Origin of the sequence: Streptomyces sp. NBC_01498, assembly GCF_036327775.1 — a bacterium.
Lineage (GTDB): Bacteria > Actinomycetota > Actinomycetes > Streptomycetales > Streptomycetaceae > Streptomyces.
In genome coordinates this window covers 1,488,093-1,506,989 of sequence record NZ_CP109598.1, presented here as the reverse complement: position 1 = coordinate 1,506,989, position 18,897 = coordinate 1,488,093, and the positions used below count along the sequence as shown (strand labels likewise).

The 18,897-nt window shown below is 72.8% G+C and carries 16 protein-coding genes and 1 pseudogene; 11 read left to right on the top strand and 6 right to left on the bottom strand.

All coding sequences use genetic code 11. The annotated features are described in order from the left end of the window. Positions 1-18 precede the first annotated feature (18 nt). The 4 genes from OG875_RS06250 (at position 19) to OG875_RS06235 (ending at position 5,663) form a co-directional block, all read left to right on the top strand. On the top strand, positions 19-2,970 hold the full coding sequence (locus OG875_RS06250; protein WP_330173236.1) for a bifunctional acetate--CoA ligase family protein/GNAT family N-acetyltransferase: 2,952 nt from the start codon (positions 19-21) through the stop codon (positions 2,968-2,970). A 133-nt stretch (positions 2,971-3,103) separates the two neighbouring features. Next, positions 3,104-3,703 carry a DUF5998 family protein gene (locus OG875_RS06245; RefSeq protein WP_330173235.1) on the top strand — a complete coding sequence of 200 codons (600 nt, stop codon included), beginning with the start codon at positions 3,104-3,106 and terminating at the stop codon, positions 3,701-3,703. Then, complete coding sequence (locus OG875_RS06240; protein WP_330173234.1) at positions 3,703-4,923, top strand: alkaline phosphatase family protein; 1,221 nt, start codon at positions 3,703-3,705, stop codon at positions 4,921-4,923. The genes OG875_RS06245 and OG875_RS06240 overlap by 1 nt, the downstream gene beginning before the upstream one ends. Before the next feature lie 68 nt (positions 4,924-4,991). Then, the gene (locus OG875_RS06235; RefSeq protein WP_330173233.1) at positions 4,992-5,663 is read left to right on the top strand and encodes a thymidine kinase; all 672 of its coding nucleotides are present in this window, start codon (positions 4,992-4,994) and stop codon (positions 5,661-5,663) included. A 232-nt stretch (positions 5,664-5,895) separates the two neighbouring features. Here the strand turns inward: OG875_RS06235 and OG875_RS06230 are convergent, their stop codons facing one another. Further along, positions 5,896-6,624: a VOC family protein gene (locus OG875_RS06230; protein ID WP_443079071.1), complete on the bottom strand. Its 729-nt coding sequence runs from the start codon at positions 6,622-6,624 to the stop codon at positions 5,896-5,898. Positions 6,625-6,967: 343 nt separating this feature from the next. Here OG875_RS06230 and OG875_RS06225 point away from each other — a divergent pair, with 343 nt between their 5' ends. Next, entirely contained in the window at positions 6,968-7,807 is an 840-nt protein-coding gene (locus OG875_RS06225; protein ID WP_330173231.1) for a sulfurtransferase, read from the top strand. 140 nt (positions 7,808-7,947) lie between these two features. On the opposite strand, the gene sepH is transcribed toward OG875_RS06225, so the two are convergent. From sepH to OG875_RS06210, 3 genes are all read right to left on the bottom strand, one after another. Beyond that, positions 7,948-8,988 carry a septation protein SepH gene (sepH, locus tag OG875_RS06220; RefSeq protein WP_330173230.1) on the bottom strand — a complete coding sequence of 347 codons (1,041 nt, stop codon included), beginning with the start codon at positions 8,986-8,988 and terminating at the stop codon, positions 7,948-7,950. Between the two features lie 480 nt (positions 8,989-9,468). Next, positions 9,469-10,803, bottom strand: a complete 1,335-nt coding sequence (locus OG875_RS06215) for a D-arabinono-1,4-lactone oxidase (protein ID WP_330173229.1) — start codon at positions 10,801-10,803, stop codon at positions 9,469-9,471. After that, positions 10,748-12,010 carry an MFS transporter gene (locus OG875_RS06210; RefSeq protein ID WP_330173228.1) on the bottom strand — a complete coding sequence of 421 codons (1,263 nt, stop codon included), beginning with the start codon at positions 12,008-12,010 and terminating at the stop codon, positions 10,748-10,750. Before OG875_RS06210 ends, OG875_RS06215 begins: the two co-directional genes overlap by 56 nt. A 184-nt stretch (positions 12,011-12,194) precedes the next feature. Between OG875_RS06210 and OG875_RS06205 the strand changes: the two genes are divergently transcribed. Continuing rightward, positions 12,195-13,325 (top strand): ferrochelatase, encoded by a 1,131-nt coding sequence (locus OG875_RS06205; RefSeq protein ID WP_330173227.1) that lies wholly within the window; start codon positions 12,195-12,197, stop codon positions 13,323-13,325. A gap of 31 nt (positions 13,326-13,356) precedes the next feature. Further along, positions 13,357-14,181 carry an inositol monophosphatase family protein gene (locus OG875_RS06200; protein WP_330173226.1) on the top strand — a complete coding sequence of 275 codons (825 nt, stop codon included), beginning with the start codon at positions 13,357-13,359 and terminating at the stop codon, positions 14,179-14,181. Positions 14,182-14,301: 120 nt separating this feature from the next. On the opposite strand, the gene OG875_RS06195 is transcribed toward OG875_RS06200, so the two are convergent. Continuing rightward, on the bottom strand, positions 14,302-14,475 hold the full coding sequence (locus tag OG875_RS06195) for a hypothetical protein (RefSeq protein WP_330173225.1): 174 nt from the start codon (positions 14,473-14,475) through the stop codon (positions 14,302-14,304). A gap of 360 nt (positions 14,476-14,835) precedes the next feature. On the opposite strand from OG875_RS06195, the gene OG875_RS06190 reads away from it, so the two are divergent. From OG875_RS06190 to OG875_RS06175, 4 genes and pseudogenes are all read left to right on the top strand, one after another. Beyond that, positions 14,836-15,489 (top strand): response regulator transcription factor, encoded by a 654-nt coding sequence (locus tag OG875_RS06190; RefSeq protein WP_330173224.1) that lies wholly within the window; start codon positions 14,836-14,838, stop codon positions 15,487-15,489. 5 nt (positions 15,490-15,494) lie between these two features. Further along, complete coding sequence (locus tag OG875_RS06185; protein WP_330173223.1) at positions 15,495-16,736, top strand: sensor histidine kinase; 1,242 nt, start codon at positions 15,495-15,497, stop codon at positions 16,734-16,736. Positions 16,737-17,128: 392 nt separating this feature from the next. Beyond that, on the top strand, positions 17,129-17,425 hold the full coding sequence (locus tag OG875_RS06180; protein WP_023538148.1) for a DUF4193 domain-containing protein: 297 nt from the start codon (positions 17,129-17,131) through the stop codon (positions 17,423-17,425). Positions 17,426-17,437: 12 nt separating this feature from the next. Then, positions 17,438-18,352, top strand: a pseudogene (locus tag OG875_RS06175) (hypothetical protein); the annotation flags it as partial. 7 nt (positions 18,353-18,359) lie between these two features. On the opposite strand, the gene OG875_RS06170 reads toward OG875_RS06175, so the two are convergent. Then, positions 18,360-18,887, bottom strand: a complete 528-nt coding sequence (locus OG875_RS06170) for a DUF3093 domain-containing protein (protein WP_330173222.1) — start codon at positions 18,885-18,887, stop codon at positions 18,360-18,362. Positions 18,888-18,897 lie beyond the last annotated feature (10 nt).

Sequence of the window (18,897 nt, the reverse complement as noted above, 5' to 3'; positions counted from 1 at the left end):
GCGCCGTAGGCTCTCCCCATGACGACGCCGTCGCGGCACGCGTACCCCGCGCACTGGGAAGCAGACGTGGTCCTGCGGGACGGCGGCACCGCGCGCGTACGGCCCATCACCGCCGACGACGCGGGACGGCTGGTCAGCTTCTACGAACAGGTCTCCGACGAGTCGAAGTACTACCGGTTCTTCGCGCCCTACCCACGGCTCTCCGACAAGGACGTCTACCGCTTCACCCACCACGACTACGTGGACCGGGTCGGGCTCGCCGTCACCGTAGGCGGCGAGTTCGTCGCCACCGTCCGCTACGACCGCATCGACAGCCGGGGCATGGCCGCGTCGGCACCGGCCGACGAGGCGGAGGTCGCCTTCCTCGTCCAGGACGCGCACCAGGGCCGGGGGATCGCCTCCGCGCTCCTCGAACACATCGCCGCGGTGGCGCGTGAGCGCGGCATCCGGCGCTTCGCGGCGGAGGTGCTGCCCGCCAACACCAAGATGATCAAGGTGTTCCGGGACGCCGGGTTCACCCAGCGACGCGACTTCGAGGACGGGGCGGTCCGGCTGGTCCTCGATCTCGAACCCACCGCCGAGTCCCTCGCCGTCCAGCGGGGCCGCGAACAGCGCGCCGAGGCGCGCTCGGTGCAGCGGCTCCTCGGTCCGTCGTCGGTGGCTGTCGTCGGCGCCGGGCGCGCGGCGGGCGGCGTCGGCCGCACCGTCCTGCGCAACCTGCTCGACGGCGGCTACACCGGCCGTACGTACGCGGTCAACCACGCGCTGCCTGCCGGGCGCACCGAGATCGACGGCGTCCCGGCCGTCCGCTCCCTCGCGGAGATCCGCGAGCCCGTCGACCTCGCGATCGTCGCCGTCCCCGCCGAACGGGTGCCGGACGCCGTCACCGCCTGTGGCCACCACGGCGTCCAGGGCCTGGTGGTGCTGTCCGCCGGCTACGCCGAGACCGGGCCCGCCGGGCGCGAGCGGCAGCGCGAACTGGTGCGCCAGGCACGGTCGTACGGGATGCGGATCATCGGGCCCAACGCGTTCGGCGTCATCAACACCTCGCCACCGGTCCGGCTGAACGCCTCACTGGCACCCGCGCCGCCCGGCCGGGGGCGGATCGGTCTGTTCACCCAGTCGGGCGCGATCGGCATCGCCCTGCTCGCCGGGCTGGTACGGCGCGGGGCGGGCGTCTCCACCTTCATCTCGGCGGGCAACCGCGCGGACGTCTCGGGCAACGACCTGCTCCAGTACTGGCACGACGACCCGGACACCGACGTCGTGCTCATGTACCTCGAATCGATCGGCAACCCCCGCAAGTTCACCCGGCTGGCCCGGCGTACGGGAGCGGTGAAGCCGGTCGTCGTCGCGAAGGGCGCCCGGCACAGCGGCAGCGCGCCGCCGGGGCACGCGGTGCCGCTCACCCGGGTCCCGGAGGCGACGGTCTCCGCGCTGCTCAGCCAGGCGGGCGTGATCCGCGTGGACACCGTCACCGAACTGGTCGACGCGGGCCTCCTCCTCGCGACCCAGCCCCTGCCCGCCGGGCCGCACGTCGCGATCCTCGGCAACTCCGAGTCGCTCGGACTCCTCACGTACGACGCCTGCCTGACGGAGGGCCTGCGCCCGCGGCCACCCCTGGACCTGACGACCTCGGCCGGCCCGCACGACTTCCGCACGGCACTGGCGACCGCGCTGGCGGACCCGGGCTGCGACGCGGTCGTCGTCACCGCGATCCCCTCGGTCGCCGAGAACGGCTCGGCCGAGTCGGGCGACGGCGAGGCCCTGGCGGCGGCCCTGCGCGAGGCGGCGTCGACGTCCCCGGCGAAACCGGTGGCCGTGGTCCACGTGGAGATGGGCGACCTGGCGGAGGCACTCTCGGCGGCGACCACGACGGCCCCCCGACCGGGCCGGGCCGGCGCCCCCGCCGAGGCCCCACCGGGTCCCGCCGCCCCCTCCGGGACCGGCGGCCCACGCACCCCCACCCCCGCCCCCGCCGTCGACCGCCGGGAGCCCGGAGCGATCTCCGCCCCCGCCGCCCCCTCCGGCCAGGAGCCCTCCGACCCCTCCGACCCCTCCGGGACCGACGGTGCCGGGGCCGCCGGGGCCGCCGTCGGGCGGATTCCCGCCTATCCCTCCGCCGAGCGTGCCGTGCGTGCGCTCAGTCAGGCCGTCGTCCACGCGCGGTGGCGTCGGCGGAGTGCCGAGCCCGGGCGGGTCCCCGAGTACGACGACATCGACGAGAACGGGGCCGCCGCGCTCATCGACCGGCTGCTCGGCGCGGCCACCGACGATCCGCACGGCACCAGCCTCGGCGACGACGACGCCCGGGAACTGCTCGCGCGGTACGGGATCGCCGTACGGCCCACGCTGCCCGCACCCGGACCGGACGCCGCCGCCGAGGCCGCCGCGCGCCTCGGCTACCCCGTCGCGCTCAAGACCACCGCGCCGCATCTGCGCCACCGGGCCGACCTCGGCGGCGTACGGCTCGACCTCCCCGACGAGACCCGGCTGCGGGCGGCGTACCGCGAACTGACCGGGCTGCTCGGCGGACCCGGCGAACTGCGCCCCGTCGTCCAGGCGATGGCACCGCGCGGCGTGGACACCGTCGTACGCGCCGTCATCGACCCGGCCGCCGGTGCCGTGCTCTCGTTCGGGCTGGCGGGCGTCGCCTCCGAGCTGCTCGGCGATGTCGCGCACCGGCTCGTTCCGGTCACCGAACGTGACGCCACCGAACTGCTCCGGTCCGTCCGGACCGCGCCCCTCCTCTTCGGCTGGCGCGGTTCGGCGCCCGTCGACACCGCCGCCCTCGCAGAGCTGCTGCTCCGGGTGTCCCGGCTCGTGGACGACCACCCGGAGATCGTCTCCGTCGCGCTCGAACCGGTCGTCGTCGCCACCCACGGCCTCTCCGTGCTGGGCGCCCACGTCCGGCTGGCCCCGCCCCCGTCCCGCGACGACCTCGGTCCCCGGCGGCTGCCCAGCTACTGAGGGATGTCCGAAAAGCCCTGTTCCGCAGGCCGGCGCCGCCGTCCGTCCGGACCGCTCCGGGCGATCCGCGCGCGGAGAGTTCCCTGTTCCGCACGGTCCTGGCCACGCGTCCCACCCCCGTAGGATGGGGGCCATGGCGAAGACCGGTACGACGACCCAGGGGCTGCGCACGGCGATCGAGCGCAGCGGCTACTACCCGGCTCTCGTGGCCGAGGCGGTGGAGGCCGCCGTCGGAGGGGAGCCGATCGCCTCGTACCTGGTGCACCAGGAGACGACGTTCGACTCCAACGAGGTCCGCCGGCACGTCACCGTCCTCGTCCTCACCGCCCACCGCTTCATCGTCAGCCACACCGACGAGCAGGCCGCCGACACCAGTTCGCCGACCCCGTACGCCACCACCTCGACCGAGTCGGTCAAGCTGGACCGGATCTCGTCCGTCGTGGTCAGCCGCGTCGTCGCCAACCCGGAGTCGTACACCCCCGGCACCCTGCCCCGCGAGGTCGTCCTGACCATCGGCTGGGGGGCCGTCTCCCGTATCGATCTTGAGCCCGCCGCCTGCGGCGACCCCAACTGCGACGCCGATCACGGCTACACCGGCAACTCCACCGCCGACGACCTGAGCCTGCGCGTCAGCGAGGCCGGTGACGGCCCCGACACCGTCCGCCAGACGCTCGTCTTCGCCCAGTCGCTCTCCGAAGCCACCGCGGCCACCGCCTCCCCGACCGGCCGCTGATGCCCACCCCGCCCGCCGCCTGGCACGATCCGGAACCGCTCGCGCTGGACACCGCGCCCGTCCCGGAGTACGGCGGCGGCTCGCTCGCCGATCTGCTGCCCACCCTCCTCGCGGGCCAGGGCGTGCCCCTCCCGTCCGGAGCGCGAGGCGCTTCGGCCGCCGTCATACCCGAACTCACCCCGGCCGACCGCAACTGCGTCTTCCTGATCGACGGCCTCGGCTGGCAGCAGATCAAGGACCACCCGGACGAGGCGCCCTATCTGACGTCGCTGCTGGGCAGTTCGCGCGGCGGCACCGGCCGGCCGATCACCGCCGGATTCCCCGCCACCACCGCGACCTCCCTCGCCTCCGTCGGTACGGGCCTGACCCCCGGCGCCCACGGTCTGCCCGGGTACACCGTCCGGGACCCCGCGACCGGCGCGCTGATGAACCAGCTCCGCTGGCGCCCGTGGACCGACCCGCACGTCTGGCAGCCGTACCCGACTCTTTTCCAACTCGCCGACGCGGCCGGGGTGCACACCGCGCAGGTGTCCTCCCCGACCTTCGAACGCACCCCGCTCACCGACATCGCCCTGAGCGGCGGCACCTTCCACGGGCGTCTCTCCGGCGAGGAGCGGATGGACCTGGCCGCCGCCCAACTGGCCGCCGGGGACCGCTCGCTCGTCTACACGTACTACAGCGAGGTCGACGGCAAGGGCCACAAGTTCGGTATGGACTCCGACGCCTGGCGCGGCCAGCTGATGTACGTGGACCGGCTCGCCCAGCGTCTGGCGGAGCAACTGCCGCCCCGTTCCGCCCTGTTCGTCACCGCCGACCACGGCATGATCGACATCCCCTTCGACGAGGAGTCGCGCGTCGACTTCGACGAGGACTGGGAGCTGCGTGCCGGCGTGGCCCTCCTGGGCGGTGAGGGACGCGCGCGGCACGTGTACGCGGTGCCGGGCGCCGAGGCGGACGTCCTCACCGTCTGGCGCGAGGTGCTGGGGGACCGGTTCTGGATCGCGAGCCGTGACGAGGCGGTGGCGGCGGGCTGGTTCGGCCCGCCCGGCGCGTTCGAGGAGCGGGTGTACGGCCGGATCGGCGACGTGGTGGCCGCGGCCCACGACGATGTGGTGATCACCGCCTCCGTCCGGGAGCCGCGCGAGTCCGCGATGGTCGGGATGCACGGGTCGATGACCCCCGTCGAACAGTTGGTCCCGCTCCTCGAAGTACGCTCGTAGCCGCCCGCCGGAGCCCTCCGGCGTGCGACGAGCAGCCCTGTCCGTATCTGAAAGGCCGTCACTTCCTCATGCCCGAGCTGGTGTTCTTCTCCGGAACGATGGACTGCGGAAAGAGCACCCTGGCTCTTCAGATCGAGCACAACCGCTCGGCGCGCGGTCTCCTCGGCATGATCTTCACGCGCGACGACCGCGCGGGCGAGGGCAAGCTCTCCTCCCGGCTCGGCCTGGTGACCGACGCCGTCGAGGCGGCCGGGGACTTCGACTTCTACGCGTACATCGTGGACCGCCTCTCGCAGGGCGGCCGTTGCGACTACGTGATCGCCGACGAGGCGCAGTTCCTCGCCCCCGTACAGATCGACCAGCTCGCGCGGATCGTGGACGACCTCGAACTGGACGTCTTCGCCTTCGGGATCACCACCGACTTCCGCACCAAGCTCTTTCCCGGCTCGCAGCGGCTGGTGGAACTCGCCGACCGCGTCGAGGTCCTCCAGGTCGAGGCGCTGTGCTGGTGCGGGGCACGGGCCACGCACAACGCCCGTTCGGTGGGCGGGGTGATGGTGGTCGAGGGCGCCCAGGTCGTCGTGGGCGACGTGCATCAGTCCGAGGACGAGATCGGCTACGAGGTGCTGTGCCGCCGCCACCACCGGCGCCGGATGACGGCGGCCACGGCGCGGGCGGCGACGCTGTCGCCGGATGTGCTGCCGGTCGAGATCGGCGGCGGGGCGCACCGTACGGCCTGAGAAGCACGGTACGGCCTGAGGCGCACCGTACGGGCGCGGGACGACCGGCCCGACCGGAGCGGCACGGCCCGGCCCGGCCGACCGGGTCGTACGACCGGACCCTCCGCCGGGCGGGGGCGGCCCGCGTCGTACCACCGGAGCCCCGCCCCGCGTACGGCCCGGGACACCCCGCCACGAGCCGTACCCGCCCTGGCACCCCGGGCGTTGCCGCCCGTTCCCCCGCCGTCCCCGCTCAGCGGCCCGCCGACCGCACCACGCCGAACACCGCGCCCTCCGGATCGGCCACCGTCGCGGCCCGCCCGGCCGCCGTCTCCCGTGCCGGGACGATCACATGGCCGCCCGCCCCGGCGACCAGCCGTACCGCGGCGTCGGTGTCGTCCACCTCGAAGTACGTCGTCCAGTACGAGCCCCGGACCGGGCCCGGCGCCTCGCCCACCCCGTGCACCGTGGCCACCGCGCGCCCCCCGAGGCTCAGCGTCACCGTGCCGTCGGCCCGGCCGCCCGCGCGCGTCACCTCGTAGCCGAACACCGACCGGTAGAACGCGGTCGCCCACCCGGGCTCGCGGGTCACCAACTCGCGCCGCACCGGCGTCCCGTGCCCGTCCGCCGCGGTGACGGCGGAACGCTCCCGGGCCTGCCGGATGCCGAACGTCGCGCCGGCCGGGTCCGACACGAGCGCGAGTCGTCCGTCCTCGCCCGCGTCCAGCGGCCCCACCCCGACGGTGCCGCCCCAGCCCCGGATCGCCGCCGCCGTCGCGTCCGCGTCGTCCGTCGCGAGATAGGTCGTCCAGGCGATCGACTGCCGTCTTCCCGAGGGCAGTTGACCGATCCCGGCGACCTCCTGGCCGTCCAGGAAGGCGCGCACCTGATGGCCCAGCCGCTCGGACCCCGCCATCTGGGCGAACTTCCAGCCGAACAGACCTCCGTAGAAGTCCTGTGTCCTGCCGAGGTCGCGCACCATCAGACTTACTCGGCACGGAGTGCCGGGCTCTCGGCAGGTCGCCTCGGTCATCGTCGCACTCTCCTAGGGCCGTTCGGGGACGGCATTGAGCGGGTCGGCCCTGTTCGGGACGGCCCGTGATCGGGATGGACACGCGGGGGGACAGGCGGTGCGCCTCGGTACGGCGTGGCACTGGGTGCCTGAGCAGATGGTTCCACTCCCTGTCGCATATAGCGCCCCGGCCGCGCCGCTTTTGGCGTGATCCAGCAAGAGGATGACTGTTTTGACATTCACGTCACATTCCCGCGACATCCCGCACCGGGTCCCGGCCGGACGTCCCGGCCGGTGCGCGAGGATGGCACGCATGACAGCGATCATCTCCGCCTCCGAACTCGCCGACGCGTCCGCCGGCCCCCGGCCGCCCGTCCTGCTCGACGTCCGTTACGTGCCCGGCGCCCCGCCCGGACGTCCGGAGTACGAGGCGGGCCATCTGCCGGGCGCCGTCTTCGTCGATCTGGACGCGGAACTGGCCGGCCCGCCCGGCGCCGGCGGCCGTCACCCCCTCCCGGACGTCGCGGAGTTCGGCGCCGCGATGCGCCGCGCGGGTGTCTCGTCCGGCACCCCCGTCGTCGTCTACGACGCGGGTCTCGGCTGGGCCGCGGCCCGTGCCTGGTGGCTGCTGCGCTGGACCGGCCACCCGGACGTACGGGTGCTGGACGGCGGACTCGCCGCCTGGGACGGCCCGTTGACGACCGAGGTCCCGGCACCGGCGGCGGGCGACTTCCGTCCCGTGCCGGGCGGGCTCCCGCTGCTGGACGCGGACACCGCCGCCGCGCTGGCCCGCGACGGGCTGCTGCTCGACGCGCGCGCGGCCGAACGCTACCGGGGCGACGTCGAGCCGCTGGACCGGGTCGGCGGGCACATTCCGGGCGCGGTCTCGGCGCCCACCTCCGAGAACGTCGGCGCGGACGGCCGCTTCCTCCCGGCCGGGGCGCTCGCCGAACGGTTCAGGTCGCTGGGCGTGACGGCCGGCAACACCGGCCCCGGGACCGGTGTCTACTGCGGCTCCGGTGTCTCCGCCGCCCACCAGTTGCTGGCCATGGAGATCGCGGGCCTGCCGGCCCCGGCGCTCTACGCCGGTTCCTGGTCGGAGTGGACGTCGGACCCCGGGCGCCCGGTGGCGACCGGCCCCGAGCCGAGCTGACACCCGGAGCCCCCGCCCGACGCAGGGGGCCGACGCCAGGGGCCGGGGCCGTATCGCGTCGTACGCGTACGGCCCCGGCCCCTGGCGATCTCAGTCCTCCACGGGTCCGGTCCGGCCCCGCCGCCGAGTCCCGCCCCGGCTCAGTCCTGCTTCTTGCGGCGCGTGCCGAACACGATCTCGTCCCAGCTCGGCACGGCGGCCCGGCGCCCCGGCCGTACGCCGTCGGCCTCCGCCTGACGGTCCGTCGTCCCGGTCAGCCGGTCGCGGTGTCCCGCGACCGAACGGGGCATCAGCACGTCCGCGTACGCCGACCCGGCGCCCGCCGAGGCGGCCGGTGCCACCGGTTCCTCGTCGTCGTCCATCTGGCCCGGCTCGATCGCCGGCGGCTCGGGCTGCGTGGGCCGCTCCGGGACCACCATGTCGCCCCGGAAGCTCGGCACCGCCTCCAGCAGGCTGGTCAGGGTGTCGCGCTCGCTGGTGTCGTCGTCCGGATCGGGCGCCGACTGCCGCTCCAGGGCACGGTCCAGGGGCCGTTCGCGATCCCGCGGCAGCCGCGCGATACGCGGCACGAACGGGAAGCTCGGCTCCTTCGTCCCCAGGGCGAGCGAGTCGTCGGTCTCGCCGATCAGCGAGCGCGCCTCGTCGTCCACGGCCTGGACGAGCCGCCGGGGCGGGTCGTACGTCCAGCTCGCCGAGTGCGGTTCGCCCGCGACCCGGTAGACCAGCAGGACTTCCCAGGTGCCGTCGTCACGCCGCCACGAGTCCCACTGCGCGGTCTCCTTCTCGGCGCCGCGCATCATCAGCCGCTCGTTCACGGCCTCGCCCAGCTGGGGACCGGTGTTCTCGCCCGGCCGGCGCACCGGCGTCTTCCTGGCGCGCTCGGCCATGAAGGCGCGCTCGGCCAGCACGGGACCCTCGAACCGCCGGACCCGGTCGACCGGGATCCCGGCCATCTGGGCGACCTCCTCGGCGGAGGCTCCGGAACGTATCCGCGCCTGGATGTCACGGGGCCTGAGGTGGCTCTCCACCTCGATCTCGATCTGGCCGAGCCGGGCACGGTCGTTGCGCACGGCCGCGCGCAGCCGCTCGTCGATGGGGAGCGTGTACTCCGTGCTGTCGGCAGCCTTGAGCACCAGTCGTGTGCCGTCGTTGGAGACGGCCACGACACGCAGTTCGGGCATGGGAACCTCCCGGGTGGTGCCTGCCGACGTCACGTGCGTCGCTGCTTCCGCTAGTCGAGTGTGACCTGCCCGGGTGCAGCCTGCCACAACCTTGCCGAGTTGCCCGGCGTGTCGGGCACGGGCCCTGGAACGCCGTCATGACACGGTTGCCAGTTTACGACGCAGAGTGACAGACCTGGTCACGCTGTGTAGCAGGCGCCCGTGCGGTGCCCTCGCGCCGCCGGATCGAGTGCCACGTGGCCCCCTCCCGAAAGGCCCGGACACCTGTGAAGGAGTCCGGCCCCAGGGCTCGCCACAGTACTCCATTCGGGCCATCGGGGTGGACTGCCACGCCACCGAAGTTCTGGCGGCTTCCGGGAGTTGAGGGAGCGTCGGTATGCCGCCCCGGTGTGCCCATTCACACAACCTACCGAAGCGGAGCCGACCTTGCCGATTGCCGTGCCCGCCGGCCCGATCCCCGCGACCGGCCCGGCCCGCCGATCACCCGCCGACGACCCGCCGCAGATACGGATTCCCGAACAGCCGCTCCGGGTCCAGCCGGTCGCGTACCGACGTGAACTCCTCGAAGCGCGGATAGACCCCCGCCAGATACGCCGCGTCCCGCGTGTGCACCTTGCCCCAGTGCGGCCGGCCGCCGTGCGCGGTCATGATCCGCTCCACCGCCGTGAAGTACGACCGGTAGGGCGTGCCCCGGTACAGATGGACCGCGATGTACGCCGTCTCCCGGCCCGACGCCGTCGACAGCGGGATGTCGTCGGCGGGCGCGGTCCGCACCTCCACCGGGAAACTCACTCGTAGTGGTGAGCGCTCAATCATGGCCTTGACCTCGCGCAGTGCGGTGACGGCGCTCTCGCGGGGCAGCGCGTACTCCATCTCGACGAAACGCACCCGGCGCGGGCTCGTGAAGACCTTGTAAGGGATGTCCGTGTACAGACGGGCGGACAGGGCGCGGCTGGAGAGCCTGGCGATCGCCGGAATGGCACCGGGCACCGCCCGGCCGAGCGAACACGCCACCTGGAAGAGCCCGTTGGAGAGGAACTCGTCCTCGATCCAGCCGCTCACCGTGCCGGGAGGGGCCGCCGGGCCCGCGCTGCGGTTGTTGCGCTTGGTGTTGCAGTTGCCGGTGTGCGGGAACCAGTAGAACTCGAAGTGTTCGTTCTCGGTGACGAGCGCGTCGAAGTCGGACGTCACCCGGTCGAAGGACATCGGCTCCTCACGCGCCGTCAGCAGGAACACCGGCTCCACGGCGAAGGTGACCGCCGTGACGACCCCCAGCGCGCCGAGCCCGATCCGCGCGCTGGCGAAGACGTCCGCGTGCTCCGTCGGTGAACACGTCAGTACGGAGCCGTCCGCCGTGACCAGTTCCAGCGCCCGGATCTGCGCGGCGATCGACGCCGACTCGCGGCCCGTGCCGTGCGTGCCCGTGGAAGTCGCCCCGGCCACGGTCTGATCCATGATGTCGCCCATGTTGGTGAGCGACAGGCCCTCCCGCGCCAGGGCCTCGTTCAGCCGTCTGAGCGGGGTGCCCGCCTCGACGGTGACGGTGCCCGCCGCCCGGTCGATCTCCCGGATGCCGGTGAGGAGTTCGGGCCGTATCAGCAGACCGTCGGTGGCCGCCACGGAGGTGAACGAGTGCCCCGTGCCGACCGCCTTGACCCGCAGTCCGTCCGCCGCGGCCGTACGGACCGCCTCGGCGACCTCCTCCACGGAGGCGGGGGAGAGCACACGGGCGGGACGCGCGCCGACGTTCCCCGCCCAGTTACGCCAGGTGCTTGTCGGGTTCCTCGTCGTCGCGCCTGTACCGGAGTTGGTCATCCGTCCCGTACCCCTCCCGATCCGTGGGCCGCTCCCGCAGCCGGCCGTGCCCCAGCAGCGCGACCAGGGCCGCGAGCACTCCCGCCAGGACGGGCACCGTGAACCCCGCCCGCGCCCCGGAGGCGTCCACCACCCATCCCGCGGCGGAGGAACCGAGCGCCACCCCGACGGCGAGCCCGGTACCGGTCCAGGTCATGCCCTCGGTGAGCTTGGTACGAGGTACGTGCGCCTCGACGAGGGCCATGGTCGTCACCATCGTGGGTGCGACCGAGAGGCCGGCGACGAAGAGTGCCACGGCCAGGATCGGCAGACTCCCGGCCAGTTGGAGGGGGATCATACTCACGGCCATCGCACAGACGCCCACCAGCCACCGTTTCGACGCGCTGCCGCGCGGGTGCAGCAGCCCGAAGGCGGCGCCCGCGAGGCACGACCCGAGCGCGTACACCGCGAGCACCAGGCTCGCCGCCGTCTTGTTCCCCCGCTCCTCGGCGAAGGCCACGGTCACCACGTCGACGGCGCCGAAGATCGCGCCGGTCGCCACGAACGTCACCACGAGCACCTGGAGTCCGGGGGAGCGCAGCGCGCTGCCCCCGGTGTGGTGCTCACGCGGGTGCGGAACGGGCTCGGTGGCCCGCTGCGCCGTCAGCCAGAAGACCCCGGTCACCAGGAACACCACCGCGAGCAGCGGGCCCGCCGCCGGGAACCAGGCCGTGGACAGCCCGATCGCGACGATCGGGCCGAAGATGAAGCACACCTCGTCGACGATCGACTCCCACGCGTACGCCGCGTGCAGCTCACGGGGCGACCCCCGGTAGATCGCCGCCCAGCGCGCCCGGACCATCGCCCCCACGCTCGGCATGCAGCCCGCGCCCGCCGCGAAGACGAACAGCGTCCACTCCGGGGCCGACCACTGCGCGCAGACGAGCAGTCCGGTGCCGGCCGTCACGGCGGTCAGCGCGGTGGGCCGCAGCACCCGCCGCTGCCCGTGCCGGTCCACGAGCCGCGAGATCAGCGGCCCCATCCCGGCGGCGGACAGCGCGAGGGTGGCCGCCAGCGCGCCCGCCAGCCCGTACCGGCCGGTGATCTGGGAGATCATCGTCACGACGCCGATGGCCAGCATGGAGAGCGGCATCCGGCCGACGAGACCGGCCGCGCTGAACCGCACGGTGCCGGGCGCGGCGAAGATCGCGCGGTAGGGACTGGGCACGTGACGCTCCGATGTGCGCTGTCGCCGGGGAGGACCGCCGCCGGGCACGGGCGGGCAGGAGCGTGCGGGCGGTCGGGCAACGCGGGGCGGTAAGGAATGAACAGGCGCGGACAGCTTACGGTCCGGCGGTCCGCCCGCGCGCCGCGATTTATCGCCGCACGACCGCCGGTGGCAGGATCGTGGTATGTCCGAACCGCGTGCCAGCTCCCCCTACGACGCCCTTCTCCTGCTGTCCTTCGGCGGCCCCGAGGGCCCGGACGACGTGGTCCCGTTCCTGGAGAACGTGACCCGCGGCCGGGGCATCCCCACGGAGCGCCTGAAAGAAGTCGGGCAGCACTACTTCCTGTTCGGCGGGATCAGCCCGATCAACGAGCAGAACAGGACGCTGCTGGAGGCCCTGCGCGAGGACTTCGCCGACCACGGTCTCGACCTGCCCGTGTACTGGGGCAACCGCAACTGGGCGCCCTACCTCACCGACACCCTGCGGGAGATGACCAAGGACGGCAGGCGCCGCGTCGCCGTCCTCGCCACCAGCGCCTACGCCTCCTACTCCGGCTGCCGCCAGTACCGCGAGAACCTCGCCGACGCGCTCGCGACGCTCACCGCCGAGGGACTGGAGCCGCCGCGCGTCGACAAGCTGCGGCACTACTTCAACCACCCCGGTTTCGTCGGGCCCATGGTCGACGGCGTCCTGGCGTCCCTCGCCGACCTGCCGCGGGACGTACGCGACGGGGCGCGCCTCGCCTTCACCACCCACTCCGTCCCGGTGGCCGCCGCCGACACCTCGGGCCCCGTCCAGGACCACGGCGACGGCGGCGCGTACGTCGCCCAGCACCTCGACGCGGCGCGGCTGATCGCCGGCGCGGTACGCGAGGAGACCGGCGTCGACCACCCCTGGGAGCTCGTCTACCAGTCCCGCAGCGGCGCCCCGCACATCCCCTGGCTGGAGCCCGACATCTGCGACCACCTGGCGGCCCTGCACGGCGCGGGGGCCCCGGCGGTCGTCATGGTGCCCATCGGGTTCGTCTCGGACCACATGGAGGTGCTGTACGACCTCGACACCGAGGCCCTGGCGAAGGCCGCCGAACTCGGCCTGCCGGTGCGGCGCTCGGCGACCGTGGGCGCCGACGAGCGGTTCGTCGGCGCCGTACGCGAACTGCTCCTGGAGCGCGCGGCGGCCGAGCGGGGGAGTGCGGTGGAGCGCTGCGCCCTCGGGGCGCTCGGGGCGAGCCACGACGTGTGCCCGGTCGGCTGCTGCCCGGCCCGTACGCCCCGCCCGGCCGCCGCCGGAGCGGACAGCCCGTACGCCCCGTAACGCCCGTCTTCCTGAGGAGGAGTACCCGCCCGTGACCCTGCCCGGCACCGACACCCCCACCGACCCCCTCGCCACCGAACTGCTCGCCCTCGCCCTGGAGGCGGCCCGCCGGGCCGGGGCGCTGCTGCGGGACGGCCGCCCCGCCGACCTGGGCGTGGCCGCGACCAAGTCCAGCCCCATCGACGTCGTCACGGAGATGGACATCGCGGCCGAGAAACTGATCACCGGTTTCCTCGCGGAGCACCGCCCCCACGACGGCTTCCTCGGTGAGGAGGGCGCCAGTTCGGCGGGCACCAGCGGGGTGCGCTGGGTGATCGACCCGCTGGACGGCACCGTCAACTACCTTTACGGGCTGCCGACCTGGGCCGTCTCCATCGCCGCCGAACGCGACGGCGTCACCGTCGCCGGCGTGGTCGAGGCCCCGATGCGCCGCGAGACCTTCCGGGCGGTGCGCGGCGGCGGCGCGTACCTCAACGACCGCCCGGTGCGCTGCCGTCCCGCCCCGTCGCTGGACCAGGCGCTCGTCTCGACCGGCTTCAACTACGTCACCACCGTCCGTACCCGCCAGGCGGCGATCGCCGCGCGGCTGATCCCGCGGCTGCGGGACATCCGGCGCGGCGGCTCCGCGGCCGTCGACCTCTGCGACGTCGCGGCGGGCCGCCTCGACGGCTACTACGAACGCGGGCTCCACCCCTGGGACCTCGCCGCCGGGGCCCTCGTCGCCCGCGAGGCGGGCGCGCTCACCGGCGGGCGTCCGGGCACCCCGGCCGACGGCGACCTGACGGTGGCGGCCGCCCCCGGCGTCTTCGAACCCCTCCAGGCGCTGCTGGAGGAGTACGGAGCCTGGCACGACTGACCGGCCGGTCCCGCCGCCGGTCGGCGCCGTACGGGCGGTCGGTACGGCCCGGCCGTACCGACCGCGGACAGGAAAGGACCCCGGCGCCGTCCCGTGGCGCCGGGGTCCTCTCCGTTCAGGTCACACGTTCGCGGCGCCGAACTGAACGCCGTGTTCCTCGGCCAGGCGGTGCAGGTCGTCCAGCTCCTCCTGCTCGACCTCCGCGAGGAAGTCGTCGCCCGTCTCCCGGGCCCGTGTGAGATCGGATTCCGTGGCCCTTATGCGCTGTAGAAGACCTGCGGTGAATGCGTCCATTGCGCCCCCTCGGCGTGGGTCGATGGCACGGGGGTGTGCCGGCGTCGTGGTCACGTGGCACCTGGAAGTGCCGACTGCGGTCGATCACGCACCACTCCCTCTGGGGGACAGAGCGGGTAGTGGAATGCCACGTAAGGGGCGTGATCTCGGGTGTGCACACCTCATCCCCAGGGGGTGCCGGGGAGAAACCTCTCGACATTCAAGAATCTTGCGTATTCCTCCCGTATGCCCGGTGGTCGGCATTGTCTTACCGCCGGTTTATGCGCGTAGCGGGCAGGATGGGCCCGCACACCATCAGTGCTACGACCTGCCCGGTTCCCCGGATCTCCGGCGCGAGGGCCCCACAGGAAGGACAGCGACGTGCGCGTACTCGTCGTCGAGGACGAGCAACTGCTCGCCGATGCGGTGGCCACCGGCCTGCGCCGGGAAGCCATGGCCGTCGACGTCGTGTACGACGGCGCCGCGGCCCTGGAGCGGATCGGCGTCAACGACTACGACGTCGTGGTGCTCGACCGCGATCTCCCCCTGGTCCACGGCGACGACGTCTGCCGCCGGATCGTCGAACTGGGCGTGCCCACACGGGTGCTGATGCTCACCGCGTCCGGCGACGTCAGCGACCGTGTCGAGGGCCTGGAGCTGGGCGCGGACGACTACCTCCCCAAGCCGTTCGCCTTCACGGAGCTGACCGCGCGGGTCCGGGCGCTCGGCCGCCGTACGACCGTCCCGCTGCCGCCGGTCCTGGAACGGTCCGGCATCAAGCTCGACCCCAACCGCCGCGAGGTCTTCCGGGACGGCAAGGAGATCCAGCTCGCGCCCAAGGAGTTCGCCGTCCTCGACGTGCTGATGCGCAGCGAGGGCGCCGTGGTCTCCGCCGAGCAGCTCCTCGAGAAGGCCTGGGACGAGAACACCGACCCCTTCACCAATGTCGTGCGCGTCACGGTCATGACGCTCCGCCGCAAGCTCGGCGAGCCGCCCGTGATCGTCACCGTGCCCGGCTCCGGCTACCGGATCTGATGCCCGTGGCAACGACCCCGGCGCCGCCCACGGCGCCCCCCAAGCCGACCTGGGACCCCAGGCGCCCGGACCAGGCGCTGCCCTGGGTCCGGCCGACGATCCGGATACGGCTGACGCTGCTGTACGGCGGGATGTTCCTGATCGCCGGCATCCTGCTGCTCTCGATCATCTATCTGCTGGCGGCCCAGGCCATCCACGAGGGCAGCCAGCTCGCGCTGGAGGTCCGGGGCGACAACATCCAGCTGTCGAGCCCGACCTGTCCCGCGCTGAACGACGCCGTCAACAACGACCAGTTGAACGCCGCACTCAAGACGTGTCTGTCCGCACAGCGCCAGCAGGCGCTGGACGACCTGCTCACACGTTCGCTGTTCGCCCTGACCGGTCTGTCCATCATCGCCTTCGCGTTCGGTTACGCGATGGCGGGCCGGGTCCTGTCACCGCTGGGCCGGATCACCCGGACCGCCCGCCGGGTGGTCGGTTCCGACCTGGCCCGCCGGATCGAACTGGACGGTCCGGACGACGAACTGAAGGAGCTGGCCGACACCTTCGACGAGATGCTGGAGCGCCTGGAGCGGGCGTTCACGGCGCAGCAGCGGTTCGTCGCGAACGCCTCCCACGAACTGCGTACGCCCCTGGCGATCAACCGCACGCTCCTGGAGGTCCAGCTCTCCGACCCGGCGGCGCCCGTCGAGCTCCAGCAGCTCGGCCGGACGCTGCTGGCGACCAACGAACGCAGCGAACAGCTGGTGGAGGGCCTGCTGCTGCTGGCCCGCAGTGAGAACCAGCTGGTCGAGCGCAAACCCGTCGACCTCGCCGAGGTCGCCACCCGCGCCGTCGACCAGACCCGCGGCGAGGCCGAGGCGAAGGGCGTCGAGCTGCGCGGCGAGCGCGCCGAGGCGGTCGTGCAGGGCAACGGCGTCCTGCTGGAGCGGATCGCGCTCAACCTCGTACAGAACGCCGTCCGCTACAACGTGAAGGAGGACGGCTGGGTCGAGGTCACGACCCGGGTCGAGCACGGGGCGGCGGTACTGCTGGTGTCGAACACGGGGCCGACCGTTCCCGCGTACGAGATCGACAACATCTTCGAACCGTTCCGGCGCCTCCGTACGGAGCGGACCGGCAGCGACAAGGGCGTGGGCCTCGGGCTTTCCATCGCCCGCTCGGTGGCGCGGGCCCACGGGGGCCGTATCATCGCGGAGCCCCGCGAGGGAGGCGGGCTCGTGATGCGCGTCACTCTGCCACTCTGAATATTCGCTCCGAACCGGAGCGAAGTTCGCTATGCGCGGAATTTTCGGGACCCGGTCCTGGTTGGGGCCCTGTGTGATCGATCACAGGGGCGAATTCAAGCCTCGCACTCTCTGTGATCAAGCCCCGTATGGAAAGCCGGGAAAATCCTGGTTTCCAGGGGCGGTGATCACGGGAAGTACACGGGGTGGCGCCCGTGAAGTACGACATTCGGACCGTGTACGGTCCGGTTCGCCACCCAATACCGATCACTCGCGAAGTGTCCGGTTGGGTGTCGATTGAGTAACAGACCTTGATGTGAGGCAAAATCTCCGCCTCAGGTCGGGCACAAGTCCGGCCTCTCACGCGTTACGTGCGCTGAGACACCGATGACACCCAGAGGGGGAGAAGAGATATGGCAACGGATTACGACACCCCACGCAAGACCGATGACGACGTCGATTCCGACAGCCTTGAGGAACTGAAGGCCCGTCGGAACGACAAGTCGACATCCGCGGTCGACGTGGACGAGTTCGAGCAGGCCGAAGGGCTCGAACTGCCCGGGGCGGACCTCTCCAACGAGGAGCTGTCGGTTCGTGTACTGCCCAGGCAGGCCGACGAGTTCACCTGCATGAGCTGCTTCCTGGTCCACCACCGCAGTCAGCTGTCCCGGGAGAAGAACGGTCAGCCGATCTGCCGCGACTGCGACTGAGAGCGGTCGGCCGTGGCAGGTGACACCCCGTCCAGGAAACGGCGTTTCCGGCGCAAAGGCGCGCCGGAGGCGTACCAGCACGGCCAGGGCCCGGCAGATGGCGTCACGCCCGCTGCCGAGCACTCCGCCCTCCTGCCCCGCACCGGCGGCTCCGACGACGACGGGCGAGGTCTCCCGGCCTCGCTCGAATCCGCCCCCCGGGACCACGACGGGCCCGCCACCGGGCGCCTGAGCAGGGTCCGGCGGGGCATACAGAAGGGCGGCGCGAGCGCCAGGAGCGCGCTGGCGCATGTCGCCGACCGGATCATCGACAACACCCCGCGTATCCCCGTCCGTGATCTGGCCACGCTCCGGCGGCAGTTCCCGGGCCTCGGACCCGAGGAGCTGGCCGACAAACTCGTCGCGGGAGCGGCGAACAGCAGCTCGACGGTCGGCGCCGGGATCGGCGCCGTCGCGATGATGCCCGTACCGCCCGCGATGCCGGCCGAACTGGCCGCGGAGATCACGGCCGTCGCCGCGATCGAACTGAAACTCGTCGCCGAACTGCACGAGGTCTACGGGCTGCGACCGCCCGGCACCCTCAAGCAGCGCAGCACCGCCTATCTGACCGCGTGGACCGAGGAACGCGGCGTCGACCTCACCAAGCCCGCGACGCTCAACTCGGCGCTCACCGGCCGGATGAAGCGCGAACTGCGCCAGCAGATCATGAAGCGCACGATCCGCACCCTGCCGAACCTGATGCCGTTCATGATCGGCGCCGCCGTCGGCGCGATGATGAACCGGCGCGACACCCAGAAGGTCGCCGAACACATCCGCAAGGACCTGCGCACCCGGCAGGTCTCCTGGGACGCCCTGCCCGCCCTCCCGCCGCTGGAACAGCCGGAGGTGCTGCCGCCCCGAACTCCCGAAGGAGCTGGGCCGTTAGGGCCTGACGTCAGGCCCTGTCCTGCCGCGATTCCGGTCCGTCCGCCGTCCCCGCCCCGCCCGTCCGCGGCACGGCGCTCCCGGTGTCCCGTGCCGCCTCCAGGGCCGCCGCGAGCGCCCGGGGCCTGCGGGTCGACAGATAGAGGTACGGGGTCGGGTCGTCGGGGTCGTCGACCACCACCCGCAGCGCCGTCGGGACGTAGCTGCGCAGCAGCATGAAGGCGCGCGGATCGGCCTTGTACGTACGCCAGGCACGCGCCTCGTCGCCGCCCAGCACCTCCGCGTCGCCGAGCGCCGCCACCGGAATCCGCGCGTCGCCCGCCACGAGCGAGCCGGCCACCACCCGGATCCGCGCCGATCCGTACGAACTGACCGCCAGGGCCGCCAGCAGCCCCGTCACGACCAGCGCCCCCAGCATCGGCACCGTACCCAGCGGCATCAGGACGAGACCGCCCGCGAGACCGAACAGGGCACTGATCGCCCACCAGGACCCCGGTGCGGTGAGACGTTCGTCGAAAGGCGCCACGGCTTGCTCCATGGGCCAAGCT